The sequence below is a fragment of the Tessaracoccus pujii genome (assembly GCF_054483895.1).
Map to the genome: position 1 here is coordinate 2,637,164 of NZ_CM137012.1, position 15,763 is coordinate 2,652,926.

15 protein-coding genes are annotated in these 15,763 nt (G+C 69.2%); 8 read left to right on the top strand and 7 right to left on the bottom strand.

The window, feature by feature from the left end; translation table 11 throughout:
* Positions 1 to 58: 58 nt before the first annotated feature.
* The 3 genes from ACX1D0_RS12490 to ACX1D0_RS12500 are packed head-to-tail and all read right to left on the bottom strand — an operon-like array spanning position 59 to position 2,126.
* A complete protein-coding gene (locus ACX1D0_RS12490) occupies positions 59 to 715 on the bottom strand; it encodes a DUF3618 domain-containing protein (RefSeq protein ID WP_459018274.1) in 657 nt (218 codons plus the stop codon).
* On the bottom strand, positions 712 to 1,269 hold the full coding sequence (locus ACX1D0_RS12495) for a phage holin family protein (protein ID WP_459018275.1): 558 nt from the start codon (positions 1,267 to 1,269) through the stop codon (positions 712 to 714). Before ACX1D0_RS12495 ends, ACX1D0_RS12490 begins: the two co-directional genes overlap by 4 nt.
* A complete protein-coding gene (locus ACX1D0_RS12500; RefSeq protein WP_459018276.1) occupies positions 1,266 to 2,126 on the bottom strand; it encodes a hypothetical protein in 861 nt (286 codons plus the stop codon). Before ACX1D0_RS12500 ends, ACX1D0_RS12495 begins: the two co-directional genes overlap by 4 nt.
* A 196-nt stretch (positions 2,127 to 2,322) precedes the next feature.
* Between ACX1D0_RS12500 and ACX1D0_RS12505 the strand changes: the two genes are divergently transcribed.
* Both ACX1D0_RS12505 and ACX1D0_RS12510 read left to right on the top strand, forming a co-directional pair.
* Positions 2,323 to 4,080 carry an alpha-amylase family glycosyl hydrolase gene (locus ACX1D0_RS12505; RefSeq protein WP_459018277.1) on the top strand — a complete coding sequence of 586 codons (1,758 nt, stop codon included), beginning with the start codon at positions 2,323 to 2,325 and terminating at the stop codon, positions 4,078 to 4,080.
* Positions 4,081 to 4,191: 111 nt separating this feature from the next.
* Positions 4,192 to 5,106: a hypothetical protein gene (locus tag ACX1D0_RS12510; protein ID WP_459018278.1), complete on the top strand. Its 915-nt coding sequence runs from the start codon at positions 4,192 to 4,194 to the stop codon at positions 5,104 to 5,106.
* Positions 5,107 to 5,447: 341 nt separating this feature from the next.
* On the opposite strand, the gene ACX1D0_RS12515 is transcribed toward ACX1D0_RS12510, so the two are convergent.
* Complete coding sequence (locus ACX1D0_RS12515; RefSeq protein WP_459018279.1) at positions 5,448 to 6,014, bottom strand: hypothetical protein; 567 nt, start codon at positions 6,012 to 6,014, stop codon at positions 5,448 to 5,450.
* A gap of 68 nt (positions 6,015 to 6,082) precedes the next feature.
* Between ACX1D0_RS12515 and ACX1D0_RS12520 the strand changes: the two genes are divergently transcribed.
* From ACX1D0_RS12520 to ACX1D0_RS12535, 4 genes are all read left to right on the top strand, one after another.
* Positions 6,083 to 6,649: a hypothetical protein gene (locus ACX1D0_RS12520; protein ID WP_459018281.1), complete on the top strand. Its 567-nt coding sequence runs from the start codon at positions 6,083 to 6,085 to the stop codon at positions 6,647 to 6,649.
* Positions 6,650 to 6,826: 177 nt separating this feature from the next.
* The gene (glpA, locus tag ACX1D0_RS12525) at positions 6,827 to 8,404 is read left to right on the top strand and encodes an anaerobic glycerol-3-phosphate dehydrogenase subunit GlpA (protein WP_459018283.1); all 1,578 of its coding nucleotides are present in this window, start codon (positions 6,827 to 6,829) and stop codon (positions 8,402 to 8,404) included.
* On the top strand, positions 8,401 to 9,645 hold the full coding sequence (gene glpB, locus ACX1D0_RS12530) for a glycerol-3-phosphate dehydrogenase subunit GlpB (protein WP_459018285.1): 1,245 nt from the start codon (positions 8,401 to 8,403) through the stop codon (positions 9,643 to 9,645). The genes glpA and glpB overlap by 4 nt, the downstream gene beginning before the upstream one ends.
* A complete protein-coding gene (locus ACX1D0_RS12535; protein ID WP_459018287.1) occupies positions 9,642 to 10,919 on the top strand; it encodes an anaerobic glycerol-3-phosphate dehydrogenase subunit C in 1,278 nt (425 codons plus the stop codon). The genes glpB and ACX1D0_RS12535 overlap by 4 nt, the downstream gene beginning before the upstream one ends.
* 48 nt (positions 10,920 to 10,967) lie before the next feature.
* Here ACX1D0_RS12535 and ACX1D0_RS12540 read toward each other — a convergent pair whose 3' ends face one another.
* From ACX1D0_RS12540 to ACX1D0_RS12550, 3 genes are all read right to left on the bottom strand, one after another.
* Positions 10,968 to 11,606 carry a TetR/AcrR family transcriptional regulator gene (locus ACX1D0_RS12540; RefSeq protein WP_459018289.1) on the bottom strand — a complete coding sequence of 213 codons (639 nt, stop codon included), beginning with the start codon at positions 11,604 to 11,606 and terminating at the stop codon, positions 10,968 to 10,970.
* Positions 11,603 to 12,481: a CPBP family intramembrane glutamic endopeptidase gene (locus ACX1D0_RS12545; RefSeq protein ID WP_459018291.1), complete on the bottom strand. Its 879-nt coding sequence runs from the start codon at positions 12,479 to 12,481 to the stop codon at positions 11,603 to 11,605. The genes ACX1D0_RS12540 and ACX1D0_RS12545 overlap by 4 nt, the downstream gene beginning before the upstream one ends.
* A gap of 176 nt (positions 12,482 to 12,657) precedes the next feature.
* Positions 12,658 to 13,569: an SDR family NAD(P)-dependent oxidoreductase gene (locus tag ACX1D0_RS12550; protein ID WP_459018293.1), complete on the bottom strand. Its 912-nt coding sequence runs from the start codon at positions 13,567 to 13,569 to the stop codon at positions 12,658 to 12,660.
* A 204-nt stretch (positions 13,570 to 13,773) separates the two neighbouring features.
* On the opposite strand from ACX1D0_RS12550, the gene ACX1D0_RS12555 reads away from it, so the two are divergent.
* Together ACX1D0_RS12555 and ACX1D0_RS12560 are read left to right on the top strand one after the other, a co-directional pair.
* Positions 13,774 to 14,271 (top strand): YciE/YciF ferroxidase family protein, encoded by a 498-nt coding sequence (locus tag ACX1D0_RS12555; protein ID WP_459018295.1) that lies wholly within the window; start codon positions 13,774 to 13,776, stop codon positions 14,269 to 14,271.
* A 59-nt stretch (positions 14,272 to 14,330) separates the two neighbouring features.
* A complete protein-coding gene (locus tag ACX1D0_RS12560) occupies positions 14,331 to 15,653 on the top strand; it encodes a serine/threonine-protein kinase (protein ID WP_459018297.1) in 1,323 nt (440 codons plus the stop codon).
* Positions 15,654 to 15,763: the final 110 nt, after the last annotated feature.

Sequence of the window (15,763 nt, forward strand, 5' to 3'; positions counted from 1 at the left end):
CCCGGGGGGGAGGGGGCGGGACCTCGTCGGTGCGTAGGCCAGGGCTGACGCCCCGACCTCACGGGTAGCGCGTCTCCTCGACCTCGACCCTGGTCTCGTCGACCTTGGCCTGGGCATCGCCCTTCACGGTCTCGGCCGAGAGCTGGGCCTGCTCGGCCACCTCGTACTTGGCCACCTGCGCGTCGGCCTTGAGATTCTCGCCCGCCGTCTGGGCCGCGCTCTTGACGTTCTCAGCCACATCCTGGGCCAGCGGCTGAAGGTGGTCCTTGGCCTCCGTCGCCATCTCCTTGATCTGCTCCAGGGCCGGCTCAGCGGCGTCCTTGAGTTGCGTCGCGCGCTCCTTCTCCATCTGCGACGGGGGGAGCAGGCCGCCGATCAGGGCACCGAGGCCGGCAGCGATCAGGCCGGCGGCCAACGGATTGCCCCTCGTGGCGGACTTCACCTGGCGCGGAGCGCCGGCCACGGCCTCCCGCGCGTCGGTCACAGCGCCACCAGCCTTGTCCGCGACCGCACCGACGGCGCCGTCGTCGTACGGATTGGAGTCGGAGCCGAAGATGCGCTCTTTGATGCCGTGAACGCTGTCCTTGACGTTGTCCACCTGCTCACGGACGACGTTGCTCGGCTTGGCGCTGTCACTGAGGGCGTTGACGTTCTCGCTCAGCTCCGCCCGGGTGCGCTCGATGTCGCGGCGGATCTCTTCTGGGTTCGTGCTCATCGGTTCCTCTCCTCATTGCCTGCAGCAGCGTTGGGAATCTTCTTGACGGTGTCAGCGGTGCGCGGCAGGCCACGCATCTTGGTGAACTCGTTCTTGCCGGCCACCGCCAGGATGGCGGCGACGGCGAACCAGAGGACGGCGACGATCACGCCGCTCCAGCCGAGTGCCGGCTCAGCGCGGGTGCCCATCAGCACCGCCAGGCCCCACCACAGGGCGAGGGTCAGGGCGATGAGGCCCAGGAACGCGGTCACGCCTGCTCCGGCCAGCATGCCCGCACCCTTACCGGCCTTGGAGGCCGACTGCTTCGCCTCGACCTTGGCCAACTCCACTTCCTGACGGATCAGCGTCGTGGCGTTGTCGATCAGGTCACTGGCGATCTCGCCGAGCGAGCGATCCTCTGCCTTGTAGCGGAGATAGCTCGCCTCCTTCTCCGCCTCCTCGGGATCCATTCCCAGGGGGATGGTCCGGGGCGCGGCGGGGTTCGACTCATCCGGGTGCCCGGTGCCGTAGGGGTCGCGGGCGGTGGGGGTGGGGTCCAGGTGAGGGGAGGTCATCGCAGCCCCTCCCGCCACGGATCCCCACCTTCTGGCGTGAGATCCTCGTACCGGGATTCCGGCTCCACGAAGGTGGCGTTGCCCACGGGCGACTCGCGCCGGGGCGCCGCACCCGAGGGCGTGGCCAGGGAATAGTCGTCAGCCACTGGCGTCGCATAGGACGCCGGAGGCTGCGTCGAGACCCCGTACCTGCTGGCGGACTCACCCAGCTTCTCCTCGTCGGCCTTGGCGCCCTGGAGGCCGCGGAAGATCCGCGCCCCGATGAAGCCGACGCCCGCGGAGATGGCCAGGAACTGCACCGGGTTTCGGGCGGCGTACCGTCGTACCGAGTCCAGCACCTCGTCGGGCTGCCTGCTGTCCAGCCAGGAGGCCGCGTCGTCGCTCAGGCGCTGGGCCTGCCCGACGTAGTCGCTCAGCATCCCGCCCTGGTCCGCGTCAGCCATGGACTTCAGCTCGCCGCTCAGCGAGCGCGCCAACTCAGCGATCATGTGCTGTCCGGTCCCGGCCTGCGTCCGAAGCTCGGTCACCGACTCGTCCAGCAGGCGCCTGCCCTGGAACTTGGCCTCCTCGAGCACCTGTCCGGCCTCCTGCTTGGCCGTCTCGACGACGTGGCCGCCGGCGTCGGCTGCCGTGTCCTTGACGGCCCTCGCCTCGTCCTGGGCGGTGGCCGCCACATCCTTGGCCCTGTCGCCGGTGTGGAAGGCGACCTCCTTGGCCTGATCACTCTTCGACTGCTCGCCGGAAGGCGGCGCGTCCCAGCTGGTGGTGCCGGGCTGACCTGTCATGGAGTTGGGCGCCTGCGGTGCGCCGTACTCGTTCTGCCCACCGGTGATGGGCGCCTCGTTCGGGTACGCCATGGTGATCCTCCATTACGTTCGATGGTCGTCAAGAGCTACTGCTCCCTACCAACGACGTACCCAGAACACGCTCGCGTCAAACGCAACCTGAGAATCTCTCATCCGTTGGCGGATGCGGGGGTGTGTCGGGCACACTCGATGCGCTGGACATCCAACGATCGGGGGGCACGTGGCCGAGCACAAGACACTGGCTGGAATGGGTGCGATCATCGCCGACGGAGGCGTCGGCTTCCGGCTCTGGGCGCCCCACGCGGACAGCGTGGCCGTCATGGGCGACTTCAACGACTGGAGCCATTCCGCCACACCCCTGGGGGACGAGGGCAACGGGTACTGGTACACCTTCGTCGACGGCGCCGGGCCGGGTGACGAGTACAAGTACTGGCTCACCAACGGGGAGGACGCCTTCGATCGGATCGACCCCTACGCCCAGCAGGTCACCAACTCGGTGGGCAACGGCGTCATCTACGACCACAGCGCCTTCGACTGGCAGGGCCGGGCCGCGCACTGCCCGCCGCACCACGAGATGGTCATCTACGAGATGCACGTGGGCTCGTTCGCCCCGTCGGACGGCGGCGTGGGCGGCTTCCACGACGTCATCGAGCAGCTGGACTACCTGCAGGAGCTGGGCGTCAACACGTTGCAGATCATGCCCGTGGCGGAGTTCGCAGGTGACCAGTCGTGGGGGTACAACCCGGCGCACATCTTCGCCGTCGAGAGCGCCTACGGCGGCCCGGACGCGTTCAAGACCCTCATCAAGACGGCCCACCAGCGCGGTTTCGCGGTGATCCTCGACGTGGTCTACAACCACTTCGGCCCCTCGGATCTGGATCTCTGGCAGTTCGACGGGTGGGGCGAGAACGGAAGGGGCGGCATCTACTTCTACAACGATGACCGCGCCTCCACCCCGTGGGGTGACACCCGACCTGACTACGGGCGAGAGGAGGTGCGTCGCTTCATCCACGACAACGCGATGATGTGGCTGCGTGACTACCGCGTCGACGGCCTGCGCCTGGACATGACGCCCTACATGCGCTCGGTGTCCGGTGGCGGGTTCGAGCTTGAGGAGGGCTTCGGGCTCATGCGCTGGATCACCCAGTCCATGCGCGACGAGTACCCGGGCCGAATCTCGATAGCCGAGGACCTCCACGGGCACGACCGGATCGTCGGTCTCGAGGGCGACGGCGCCGGCTTCCACGCGCAGTGGGACGCCGAGTTCGTGCACCCCGTCCGGCACGCCATCACGGCGATGACCGACGAGGAGCGCTCGCTGTCCTCCATCGCCGACGCGATCGCGCACAACTACGACGGCGACCCGTTCCGCCGCGTCGTGTACACCGAGTCGCACGACGAGGTGGCCAACGGCTCCGCGCGGGTGCCGCACGAGATCGACCCGGAGAACGCGGACGGATGGTTCGCGCAGAAGCGCTCCACCGTCGGCGGCGCGCTCGTGATGACCAGCCCCGGAATCCCGATGATCTTCCAGGGCCAGGAGGCGCTGGAGGGCGGCTGGTTCTCCGACGACGACCCCCTGGACTGGGACCGGATCGAGCGCTTCGAGGGGATCACGACGCTGTACAAGACCCTGATCGACCTGCGCCTCAACCGCGGCGGCGTGACCCGCGGGCTGACCGGGCGCGGGCTGAACATCTACCACGTCAACGAGGTGGACAACGTCATCGCCTTCCAGCGCTGGATGGACCACGGGGCAGGAGACGACGTCGTGGTGGTGGTCAATCTCAGCACGGAGACCTACACCGACTACCGGATCGGGATGCCGCACGGCGGGCTGTGGAGGTTGCGGTTCAACAGCGACGCCAGGCTCTACAGCTCGTTGTTCGGTGACCACGACTCCTTCGACGTAACCGCGTTCGAGGAGGACGAGGACGGGATGGGGGCGCACGCGAACATCTCAGTGGGCCCCTACTCGGTGCTCATCTACAGCCAGGACGCCTGACCCGGCCGGGGGGGTTGGCCCCATTGAGCCGCGACGGTAGAATCGGGTAGGTACCGCGCCTCTGGGACGGGCCGACGACGACCTCACCGTCGCGCACCTGGGAGACCCATCATGGCTGCGAAGATCCCGAACTGGCGAGCGGCGGCAGACCCCGACGACCTGCGGGAGTTTGACGCCTTCGGGCCGTGGATCGGCGAGGTCAAGGACCCGGCAGACCTCCCCCGCCGGTTCAACCGATGGTGGCCCGAGCTCGAGGGTGCACGCCATCTCCTCAAGGTGCCCCGCCCCATCGATCGCGCCAAGGTCCGCCCCGGGATGGACCTGTACGAGTCGGTGATCGCCGTCTCCCCGGACAAGGTGCGCGTGCTGCGGGCGGGACCGGGAGAAGTCACCAGCCGCACGGCTTCTCGCGTCGACGTCGTCGCGACCATCCTGCACACCAACCTCCTCGCGGCCAGATGGACGCTGCTCCTGTCCGACGGAGACGCGATGGAGGTCGAGTACAACGCCGTGTCGCACCCGACGATCGCGGAAGTGGATCGCTACGTCCTGTCCCCCGGGCCGCACGACCTCAGGCCGCCGGCCCCCGTCGTATCCCCGCGAAGCGCGCAGCCCCGGGACCACTTCTTCGGCTCACTCGTCCTGGCCCTCAACGCCGGCGCCAGTGAGCGCCTCCAGCCGATCCATGTCGACGAGCCCGGCCAGTCCTGCCTGAACGATCGGGGTCGCCGGCGCCGCTCCGCCGGGGTGATGATCCTCGCGTCGTCGATGGACCTGGTGATCATCGACCGCAACAGGAGTGCCGAGCCGCTCTTCCGCCGCCCCAACTACGCCTACAACGTGACGCGGATCCCGTTCCGCAGGATGACGGCGTTCGAGATCCACCACCCCGAGAAGACCTCGCCGCCCAGCTTCACGCAGCTGGTGATCAGGTGCGACAGGGCGGTGATCACCCAGCCCGTGCTCACGTCCCCTGACGCCGTGGCTGACCTTGTGGCCGCGCACGGGGTGCCGCGGGCTCGATGACGGCGGGGTCGGGCCTGAGCAGCACCGCCACACGTCCGGTCATCATGACCTGCCCTGACGTCGCGCCGCTGCTTGTATGTACAGCGAGCCAGCGTTGACCACGGGCGTGCCCTGCGACTCCCTGGTCCACACCGGCCTGTCGGACGCCCTGTCGGCCTCGCGCTCGTCGGAGTTCTTGTTGCGGCCCCTGCCGGGCTATGGGTTTGAGCCTGACACGGCTCTCGCTGACGGGTGTTGAGCCGGATCCGAGTCTCGACAGTCGGCGGAAGGGATTTGATCGTGCAAAGCGACATTGAGACCCGTGTCAGGCTCAAGCACCCCCAGGGAAAGCCGTGTCAGGCTCAAGCACCCCCAGCGAGAGCCGTGTCAGGCTCAAGCGCCCTCAGCCGAAGTGGCGGAGCACCCGGAGAGCTCGCACCGTCACCCACCTGTTTGGCGCGCCGGCGGCCGGGTACTCGACGTGGGTCTCGCCAGGGAATTGCGCCGACGCAGCCCACCGCCCGTCGCGGCGACGCCTGCGCTCGAGCACAGCCAGGGCATCGTCCATCCGCGGGTCCCGCGACACCCCTGCTGCCCGAAGGGTTGACTCCCCCGTCGCCGCCCTTCTGGCGCGCGATCAGCGCGACCGTGGCCGCGCACGCCGCGTGGCCGGGGGCGACCCCCAGGTCGCGCATCTCGAGCAGCGAGTAGTGGCTCGAGGTCCACTTGGGCTGGTAGAACCCGCGACCCCAGTGCCCGTCGGCACCCCGCGCGTCGAAGATGGTCGCGGCGTCGCCGTCGGAGGCGACGAGCTGCTCGAGGTCTGGGCGCTCGTCGGCCAGGAGGTCGCGGTGCGTCTGGAACCGCACCGCGCCATCCCCCGCCAGCAGCCACTGCATCACGTGGTCGTCGACCTTCTGGGTGGACATGTTCCCACTCTAGGCAGCGAAACCGGGCGGCCCTTGAGTTGAGGGTCGCGGCGGCGTGCAATGGGTGGATGAGCAACTCCCTGTATTCCCTTCCCATCGCCGGGTTGGTCATCGACGACTCGGCCTGCGACGCCGACGATCTCGCCTTCTGCGGCGGCGTCCAGGTGACGGTGGCCGCCGTCGAAGGCTGGGACGGGCTCGTCGAACGCGCGGTCGTCGAGGGGTGGACGGGAGTGGAGGCACTGTCGGGTGTTCCGGGCACGGTGGCCGACGTCGTCCGGGCGAACTCCGTCGCACACGGTCAGGGGGTCGCGGAAACCGTCGCGTCTGTCCGGACCTGGGACCGGGCGGCCGACGCCCAGCGCACGTTCCCCGCCGTCGAATGCGCGTTCGTGGAGGGGGGTTCACGCTTCGAGGAGCAGCTCGACGACGGTGGCCTCCGCTATGAACTCCTCGACGTGGCGTTCTTGTTCAGGCAGGCAGACTTCAGCGCCCCGGTCGTCGACGAGGTGCTCGCTGGAGCCTTGAGTGTCGCGGTGGGGGCTCGGGTACCGCTGGCAGACGTGCGCTCGGCCGCGTTGGCGCTGCGTGCCGGGCATGAAACGCCGTCTGAGCCGGCCCCGGACCCCGCATAGAGGGTCGGCGGCACATCGCGACGGCGTGTCGTGCACGGAGGGAGGCGCGTCGAGGCGCTGCACAATAGGTTGGCCCCGCGACCTCCCCGCTGCACGAATGCGACCTAATGCCCCTTGCCGCGACCCCTCCCGGAGGAAGATGGTAGAAACCACTGCAGGGCCCAAGGAGGGGACACAATGAAGCGTCTCGAGACCGACGTCGTCGTCATCGGGGGTGGGTCGACCGGGCTCGGAGTGGTACGCGACGCGGCCATGCGCGGCTACCGCGCGGTGTTGGTGGAGCGCGTCGACCTCGGCCAGGGCACCACGGGACGCTTCCACGGCCTGCTCCACTCCGGCGGCCGCTACGTGGTCAGCGACCCGGGTTCAGCCACCGAGTGCGCCGAGGAGAACGCGATCCTGCGTCGCATCCAGGCCGACGCCGTCGAGGACACCGGCGGCTTCTTCGTCACCCTCGCCGGCGACGATCCCGCCTACGCGGACAAGTTCCTCGCGGGCGCAGCCGCCACCGGGGTTCCGGCCACAGAGATCTCCGTCAAGGAGGCCCTACGCCGCGAGCCGCGTCTCGACCCGCACATCCAGCGCGCCATCGAGGTAGCCGACGGGTCGGTCGACGGATGGCAGCTCGTCTGGGGCGCCGCGCGCTCCGCGATGGCACACGGCGCGAAGGTGCTCACCTACCACCGGGTCACGAGGATCGAGCGCGACGGCGACAGGGTCGCGGCCGTGATCTGCCGCGACGAGAAGGGCGGCGAGGACGTCCGCATCGGCTGCACCTTCGTGCTCAACTGCGCCGGCCCATGGGCCGGACAGATCTCGGAGATGGCCGGCGCCCACCCGGTCGAGGTCGTCCCCGGGCGCGGAATCATGATCGCGATGAACCACCGGCTGGTGAACACGGTCATCAACCGCTGCGTCTACCCCACCGACGGCGACATCCTCGTCCCCGTCCACACCGTCTCCATCATCGGCACCACGGACATCCACGAGACCGACCCCGACCACCTGCCCATCCCTCACGCCGAGGTGCAGCAGATGCTCGACGCCGGCGAGGCGATGATCCCCGGTTTCCGCAAGGCGCGCGCGCTGCACGCCTGGTCCGGCTCGCGACCGCTGATCAAGGACAAGCGGGTCTCCGTCGAGGACACCCGCCACATGAGCCGCGGCATGGCAGTCATCGACCACTCGACGCGCGACGGCCTGCTGGGCATGCTCACCATCGGCGGCGGCAAGCTGACCACCTACCGGCTGATGGCCGAGCACATCGTCGACGCGATGAACGAGCAGCTCGGAGAGACCCGCCCCTGCACCACCGCCGACGAGGTGGTGCCCGGCAGCGAGGACCGCAAGCTCTACACCGTCACCCACCGGCTCGAGGACCGCGAGAAGGACCGGCTGGAGGATCAGATCATCTGCGAGTGCGAGCTGATGAACCGCTCGATGTTCGTCCGCCTGCTCAAGGAGCAGCCCGATGCCACCCTCGACGACCTGCGCCGGCAGCTCCGCCTCGGCATGGGACCGTGTCAGGGCGGCTTCTGCGCGGCGCGGGCCGCCGGGCTGGCCTGCTCCGAGAAGGTTGCAGACGCCGAACGCGCCTCCGGCCTGCTGAGGCTGTTCCTCAAGCACCGCTGGATCGGGATCTGGCCCATCCTGTACGGCCAACAGGTCCGGCAAACCGCCCTGGACCATTGGATCTTCGCCGGCACCCTCGACGTCGAGCACCTGCCCCAGCCTGAAGAGGAGATTGTGCGATGAGCGACGTCGTCGTCATCGGGGCCGGCCTCGCCGGTCTCACCGCGGCGCTGAGGCTGGCCCGCGCCGGGCGCTCCGTCACCCTGGTCGCCAAGGGGCCGGGTGGTCTGCACCTGTCCCAGGGCACCGTCGACATCCTCGGCTACACGCCGGAGCGGGTCAGCAGCCCCTTGGAGGCCGTGGCCTCCGTACCCGCAGAGCACCCGTACGCGTCGCTCGGCTCCGACGCCGTGGGCTCGGCCGTGTCCTGGCTGGCCGGGGAACTGGGTCCCGAGCTCCTCACGGGGAACCCGGCCCGCAACTTCCACCTGCCGACGGCGGTCGGGGCCCTGCGCCCCACCGCGCTGGCCCAGCCGTCCATGGTGGCCGGCGACGCCGTCGGTGGGCGCAGCTACGCCGTCGTGGGGGTGCGCCAGCTCAAGGACTTCCCGGCGGACCTCGTCGCCGGCAACCTGGCCCGGTCGACGGCCCCCGACGGGGGTCCCCTGAGCGCGAACTCAGCGTGGATCGACCTGCCGGCCCGCGCCGGTGAGGCCGACCCCACCCCGCTCACCTACGCCCGCGCCATGGACGACAAGGCCTTCGCGGCAGCGTTCGCCAGCGCCGTGTCCGCCGTCGCGGGGAAGGCCGACGTGGTCGCCCTGCCCGCGGTGCTGGGCGTGCACCGCCGCGGTGTGTGGCGGCAGGTGGCCGAGGCCCTCGGCCGCGACGTCTGCGAGATCCCGCTGCCCCCGCCGTCGGTGCCGGGCATCCGTCTCTACGACGCCCTGCTCGGCCTGGTGCGCGCCGCCGGTGTCCGGTTCATCCAGGGCAGCCGCATCGTCGGGTTCACCGCTAGCGGCGACGGTGTCGCCTCTGTCACGCTCGCCGCGGCCGGCGGGCCTCGCCAGCTGACGGCCGGGGCCTTCGTGTTCGCGCCCGGCGGGTTCGAGAGCGGCGCCCTCGAGGTGGACTCCTACGGCACGATCACCGAGCCGGTCTTCGGGCTTCCCCTGACGGCCACCGACGCCGCCCCCCTGATCCCGTCGGTGTACTGGGGGCCCCACGCGCTCTTCGAGGTGGGGGTTCGCACCGACGAGGCCGGCCGGCCGGTGGACGCGGCAGGCACCGTCGTCCGCCCCAACCTGTATGTCGCCGGCGGCATCATCGCCGGCGCCGAACGCTGGCGCGAGAAGTCCGGCGACGGGATCGCCGTCGCCACGGCCGTCCGGGCCGCAGACCAGATCACCGGAGGTGCACGATGAGCGAGAAGTCGCGGGACGAGCGGGCCAAGGCCCTCCGGGAACGGCTCAACAACGAGCTCAACCGGATGAGCCTGGACATGTGCGTCAAGTGCACCATCTGCGAGACGAGCTGCCCGGTGTCCGCGGTCACCCCGCTGTTCTCGGGCCCGAAGTTCGTCGGGCCGCAGGCGGAGCGCTTCCGCGACGACGAGTCCGTGGACCATTCGGTTGACTACTGCTCCAGCTGCGGCACGTGCAGCGTCGTGTGCCCGCAGGGCGTCAACGTGGCCGAGCTCAACTCGCTTGCCCGAGCCGTCATGAAAGCCGAGCACGGGGTCCCGGTGCGGGACCGGGTGATCACGCAGACGGTCCTCATGGGCCAGGCGATGACGCCGATCGCGCCGCTGGCCAACGCGGTGCTGGACAACAAGCTGGCGCGCTACGCCATGGAGAAGATCGTCGGCGTGCACCGCGACGCCCCCATGCCGACGGCGCGCACGCAGTCGCTTCATTCGTGGCTGAAGAAGCGCCCGGCGCCCACCCGGACGCCCACCCGCGGCGCCCTGGTCTACTTCCACGGCTGCGCCGGCGGCTACTTCGAGGTGGACGCCGCCAAGAAGGCCATCGAGGTGCTGGAGCACATCGGCTACGAGGTCATCGTGCCGCAACAGGGCTGCTGCGGTCTCGCCGAGCAGAGCAACGGCCTGTTCGAGCAGGCCAGTGCCTCCGTGCGCCGGCTCGTCGAACAACTCCGCACACCGGGCACCGACCTGACGATCATCAGCACTGCCGGCAGTTGCACCGGGATGCTCAAGCACGAGGCGCACATGATCCTCGGGATCGACGACGCCGAGCTGCTCGACGTCGGCACCCGGATCCGGGAGATCTCCGAGTTCCTCATGGAGCTGTACGAGGCGGGCGAACTGCCCACGGACTTCCAGCCCGTCGAGATGCGGCTGCCCTATCACGCCCCGTGCCAACTGAAGAGCCAAGGCATCGGGACCCCCGCGTCGGACCTGCTGCGCCTCATCCCGGGCCTCGAGGTCATCGACAGCGGCGTCACCTGCTGCGGGATCGCGGGCACGTACGGGTTGAAGAAGGAGAAGTACGACATCGCGCAGGCGGTCGGCCAGCCCTTGTTCGACATGGTGCAGGCCAACAACGACGGCCTCGCGGCCTGCGACACCGAGACGTGTCGGTGGCAGATCGAGAAGTCGAGCGGCGTCGAAACGGTCCACCCGATCGTGTTCGTGCACCGGGCCTACGGATTGGGCGAAACACAGCGCGTCCGTTAGGGACGTGCCGAACCGGGCCGGATTTCTGGCAAAGACTCCAGACTTCGGTCACCAGGCCGAGGTGGTGCCCCACCCGGCGATCATGGCCACCAGGCCGCGTTCGAACTCGTCCTCGGGGGCCCAGCCGTAGCCGGCTGCCATGGCGTCTGCGAGGTGTGGGTGAGACTCGGGGGTGAGCGCGGCGTAGACGGACTCCGGAGAGACACCCTCCCCGCCCACCGGGTCACGGACCTCGCCCTGCACCTTGCCCACGGTGTAGGCCACCAGGCAGTCGAGCAGCTGCATCGCGGACGCAGGGGCAAGACCACCGTCGGCCAGGTACCCGAGCGTCTCGTCGACCAGCTTCAGCATGGCCTGCGTGACGATGGGTCGGGTGGCGATGATCGGGACCAGCCGAGGGTGCACGAGCAGTTCCCGGCGCAGGGCCCGGGCTACGATCCCCACCACCTGCTGCCACGGCGCCCCGGCCTCAGGCCACTCGACCGCGGTCTCGGACCAGACGGTGTCGACCACGGCATCGAACAGGGAAGCCTTGTTGGGGAGGTGGTGGTAGATCGCCATCGGGTCGACGCCCAGCTCCCCGCCGAGGCGCCTCATCGAGAAGGCGTCGACCCCGTCGCGGTCCAGCAACACGATCGCCGCACGGACGATCTGCTGGCGGCTGAGCAGCGACGGAGCCGGCGTCATGTCAGGGCGCGCTCCGGCCGGGTGAAGAACAACTCCCGCTCCCGCCACAGCACGATTCCGCAAACTACCAGAAGGATGGCCGTCTGGATCGCTTTGGTGTCGGAGTGGGTCAGGAACAGCTCGTTGCCGACGTTGGCGGCGGCGTGGAAGACGATCGGTAGGACGATGTTGCGACCGCTGCGGTAGTAGAGCCAGTTCATCAGGATGATGAAGGGAAACATCGACAGGGCGAAGTTCGCGGTGGCCAGCCAGCCGGTCTCCACCACCTCCGCCTGATAGTTGCCCTGGATCGTCGCCAGGGGCAGGTGCCACATCGCCCAGACCACGGCGAAGACCAGCGACGTCCGCCACACCGTCCAGCGCGACGCCAGCGAGTCGGTGCCATAGCTGTGCCACGCCAGCTCCTCCAGCACCGGAGCCAGAATCAGCGTCAGCAGGGCGGGTACCGCGCCCGTGGTGAACGATGCGCCGCCCCGGAAGGCGAACTGCTCGAGTGGGTAGCCCAGCGGGATCGAGATGGCGGTGGCCAGCAGCAGCGCCCCGGGGAGCAGGACGAGCGAAAGGAGCGCGGCCCATGCCGGCACGTCCCGCACGTTCACGAGCCGGTGGAGGACGTCGCGACGCAGAATCGGGTCACGGGCCACCAGGGCCCAGGCCACGGCGACCGGGGCGACCAGGCCACCGAGGCTCAGGATCGCGATGAGTGCCGACAGAGGGGACGTCTGCTCGGGCAACCGCGACAGATACCCTGCCGTGAGCCAGAGCGCCCACGGGATGGACGTCGCCAGCAGGTAGAAGGTCAAGGGGTGCCGGTAGCGGGAGACGACCGACTCGAGATGGGTCGGCGGGGCGGGTGTTTCTACGGTGTAGATCATGCAATGACCCTAACTCTACGGCGTAGACTTTCCCATCGGGGGAACCCCCTGGTGCTCCCCCACATGACCCTTGGACCCGGCGAGGGCCCGGACTGCCTGACTCCGCCGTCGTGATCGACCAGAAGGCTGTCACCGAAGTGAGCCGGCACGGTGGAGCGCTCAGGGTTCGTGATCCGTCACCATGCGGCGGTGAGGAATTCGACGGTGTTCCAGGTGTCCTGCTCCCGTTGGGGGTCGTACGACTCGGGTGACGATGAGGCAACCCGGTTTCGGTCGACGTACGCCCCGCTGGGTGCGTCGATGATGCCCAGCGTGACATCGGCGAGGTACCGCCCGGCCCTTGCCGGGGTCGTCGCCAACGGGGTCGCGGCCAGGCACGGCATTATCCGCCGCATGGCGAACCGTGAGAACGGGTCCGCGTCGCGGGCGAGGTCGGTGCCGGGCACGAAGCCGGGGTTGTAGCCGATGACCGCGACGGAGGGGAGCCGCCTGGCGTACTCATGCACGAGATGGATCGCGGCGAGCTTGCTGGTCGAGTAAGCAGTGCGCCCGGCTGCCGTGGTCTCCGGATTCCGGAAGGCCCCTGTGCGGGCCAGCACATCGGCCGAGGCCCATTGCGGCCCCGGCACCATGCCGAGGTTGTGGCGCAGGTCGCCGAAGTGGGTGTCGCTGACGGTGATGACGATCCTCGCCGGTACCTGTAGGCGAGGGTGGAGGTGCCGCACGAGTACACGGTTGGCGAGCACGTTGACGGCAAAGGTCGCCTCGAAGCCGTCGACGGTCTTGGTGAGGTCGTTCGTGTGCTGGATCCCGGCGTTGCACACCAGTGCCCGCAGCGGCGGGAACTCACCCGCGTCGAGCCGGTCGACGACTTCGGCGGCAGCATCGGCGGTGCTGCGCAACGACGTGAGGTCTGCCTGGATCACGGACACCCTCGCTCGTCCCGCTCCCAGCCCTGCGGCCAGTTCGTCTGCCGGCCCACGGGCCAGCAGCACCAGATGCGTTTCGGGCTCCTCGGTGAGGATGCGTTCGACGGCGACGCGCCCGATACCGCGCGAAGCCCCCGTCATCACGATCGTCTGTCTCACGACTGTCGTTCCTCCGGTGCCGGTCGTCGCGGGCGACGGGGGCGACGCACCCGTCGTTCCTCTCCACCAGACACGGACATCCTCCCCATCAGATACGAACGTCTTCTTTTCATAACCAACGTATCGCCTCGCCACATGTTTCAGGTCACCGGGGAATGGGTAGATATAGGGGCAAGCGGTCAAGAATCTACGAGAGGCACGACAATGGCAGACAAGAACCTGGACGGTCTCTTCTACGAGACCATGCGCGACATGTACTACGCGGAGCGGCACATCCTCAAGACGTTGCCGAAGCTGCAGGAGGCCGCCGTCTCCGACGAGCTCAAGGCCGCGTTCGCGCATCACCTGACCGAGACCGAGGGTCAGGTCGAGCGGCTGGAGAAGGTGTTCGCGATGATCGACCGCAAGCCCACCAGCAAGCGCTGCGACGCCATCGACGGCATCCTCAAGGAGGGTGACGAGCACCTCGAGGAGTACCAGGGCAGCCCCGCCGCAGACGCCGCGCTCATCGCGTCCGCCCAGGCCGTGGAGCACTACGAGATCACCCGCTACGGCACCATGCGCCGCTGGGCGAAGATGCTCGGGCTCTCCGACGGTTACGACCTGCTCACGCAGTCGCTGGACGAGGAGTCGCGCACCGACGAGCTCCTGACCAAGATCGCCGAGACAGAGGCCAACGCCGGCATGGGCATGCCAGCCTGACCCGTCGGGAACACTGCCTGCGAGTTGGGCTGGGCTTGCCCGCGGGAGAAAATGAGAGCATGCAAGCCGACGCCGTTCTGGGCAACCGCTACCGTCTCTCGCACCTGCTCGCCTCCGGGGGCATGGGCCAGGTGTGGCAGGCCCACGATGCCGTCCTGGGCCGGGAGGTCGCGGTGAAGCTGCTGTCCGCGGGCTCCAGCGACCCCGCGGCATTGGAGCGGTTCCGCCGCGAGGCCGTGGCCATGGCGGCGCTCCAGCACCCGAACACCGTTCTGGTCTTCGACATCGGAACCCACCAAGCGTGGACCTACATCGTCATGGAACTGCTCCCGGGGCCAACGCTCGCGCAGTTGGTCGCGTCTCGCGGACCGCTCCCGGAGGCGGAGGTGGCAGGTCTCGGGGCGCAGGTCGCTGCCGGCCTCGCTGCGGCGCACAGGGCCGGGATCGTTCACCGCGACATCAAGCCCGGCAACCTGATGCTCGGGCCCTCCGGCGAGTTGAAGGTGGTCGACTTCGGAGTGGCCCGGCTTTCCCAGTCGGCCGCCCCCGCGCTCACCGCGACCAACACCGTCGTGGGCAGCGCCCTCTACGTGTCTCCGGAGCAGGCGGCCGGGGCGCCCGCCGATGAGCGCAGCGATCTCTACGCCCTGGGCTGCGTCCTCATGACTCTCGCGACGGGGCTGCCCCCGTTCGAGAGCGAGCACGTCATCGGGGCACTCCACCAGCATGTGCAGATCGACCCTCCCCTGCTTCGCGCGCGACGGCCCGAGGCGAGCGCGGCCTTGGAGGCGTTGATCGGCGAACTACTGGCCAAGCAGCCCGACGATCGACCGGCGTCGGCGGCCGAGGTCGCCGCCCGGCTGAGGGACATCGAGTCATCCGCGCGGGATACCGCCGCCGTCCCCGCCCTCATTCCGGACGACAGCACCGCGCGGCTGCCCGGCGCCACCGCGGTGATGACCACCGCCGCCTCTGCGGCTGCGGCCGCGCTCCAGCCGGGTGCGCCGGCGTCCCCACCGTCGAGCACCCGCGCCGACCGCGCCTGGTGGGTGGCGGGCGCCGTCCTTGTCTCCAGTGGTGTCCTGGCCGCGATGGCCTGGACCCAGAACCCGACTTCGGAGGGGGATCCCGGCACACCGACGACCAGCGTCTCGCCGTCGCCCTCGACGACCCCATCGGCCTCGGTCACGCCCTCCGCGTCGGCCGCACCCGTAGCGTCGACGGCGCAGCCCGCCACCCATGACGACGAAGCGCAGGACACCACACCGCCAGGCAAGGCGGTCGACGAGACGCCTGGACGGGGCAAGTCGGAGGAGAAGAAGGCGACGACGACAAAGGCACCGACCACCAAGGCCAAGCCGACGAAGGCTGCCAAGAAGTAGCACGGGGCCCTGGCCGGACCGCGTCCCGCCGGACCGCGGCGCTGTGCGGTGGATCTGGTTGTGTAGTCCCCACCAGATCCACCGCTCAGTGAGTGAATGAGGCGCGGGCC

Excerpts from the sequence above, each read along its gene's own strand:
- ACX1D0_RS12490 (WP_459018274.1), bottom strand. The coding sequence starts at position 715 with ATGAGCACGAACCCAGAAGAGATCCGCCGCGACATCGAGCGCACCCGG.
- ACX1D0_RS12495 (WP_459018275.1), bottom strand. The coding sequence starts at position 1,269 with ATGACCTCCCCTCACCTGGACCCCACCCCCACCGCCCGCGACCCCTAC.
- ACX1D0_RS12500 (WP_459018276.1), bottom strand. The coding sequence starts at position 2,126 with ATGGCGTACCCGAACGAGGCGCCCATCACCGGTGGGCAGAACGAGTAC.
- ACX1D0_RS12505 (WP_459018277.1), top strand. The coding sequence starts at position 2,323 with ATGGGTGCGATCATCGCCGACGGAGGCGTCGGCTTCCGGCTCTGGGCG.
- ACX1D0_RS12510 (WP_459018278.1), top strand. The coding sequence starts at position 4,192 with ATGGCTGCGAAGATCCCGAACTGGCGAGCGGCGGCAGACCCCGACGAC.
- ACX1D0_RS12515 (WP_459018279.1), bottom strand. The coding sequence starts at position 6,014 with ATGTCCACCCAGAAGGTCGACGACCACGTGATGCAGTGGCTGCTGGCG.
- ACX1D0_RS12520 (WP_459018281.1), top strand. The coding sequence starts at position 6,083 with ATGAGCAACTCCCTGTATTCCCTTCCCATCGCCGGGTTGGTCATCGAC.
- glpA (WP_459018283.1), top strand. The coding sequence starts at position 6,827 with ATGAAGCGTCTCGAGACCGACGTCGTCGTCATCGGGGGTGGGTCGACC.
- glpB (WP_459018285.1), top strand. The coding sequence starts at position 8,401 with ATGAGCGACGTCGTCGTCATCGGGGCCGGCCTCGCCGGTCTCACCGCG.
- ACX1D0_RS12535 (WP_459018287.1), top strand. The coding sequence starts at position 9,642 with ATGAGCGAGAAGTCGCGGGACGAGCGGGCCAAGGCCCTCCGGGAACGG.
- ACX1D0_RS12540 (WP_459018289.1), bottom strand. The coding sequence starts at position 11,606 with ATGACGCCGGCTCCGTCGCTGCTCAGCCGCCAGCAGATCGTCCGTGCG.
- ACX1D0_RS12545 (WP_459018291.1), bottom strand. The coding sequence starts at position 12,481 with ATGATCTACACCGTAGAAACACCCGCCCCGCCGACCCATCTCGAGTCG.
- ACX1D0_RS12555 (WP_459018295.1), top strand. The coding sequence starts at position 13,774 with ATGGCAGACAAGAACCTGGACGGTCTCTTCTACGAGACCATGCGCGAC.
- ACX1D0_RS12560 (WP_459018297.1), top strand. The coding sequence starts at position 14,331 with ATGCAAGCCGACGCCGTTCTGGGCAACCGCTACCGTCTCTCGCACCTG.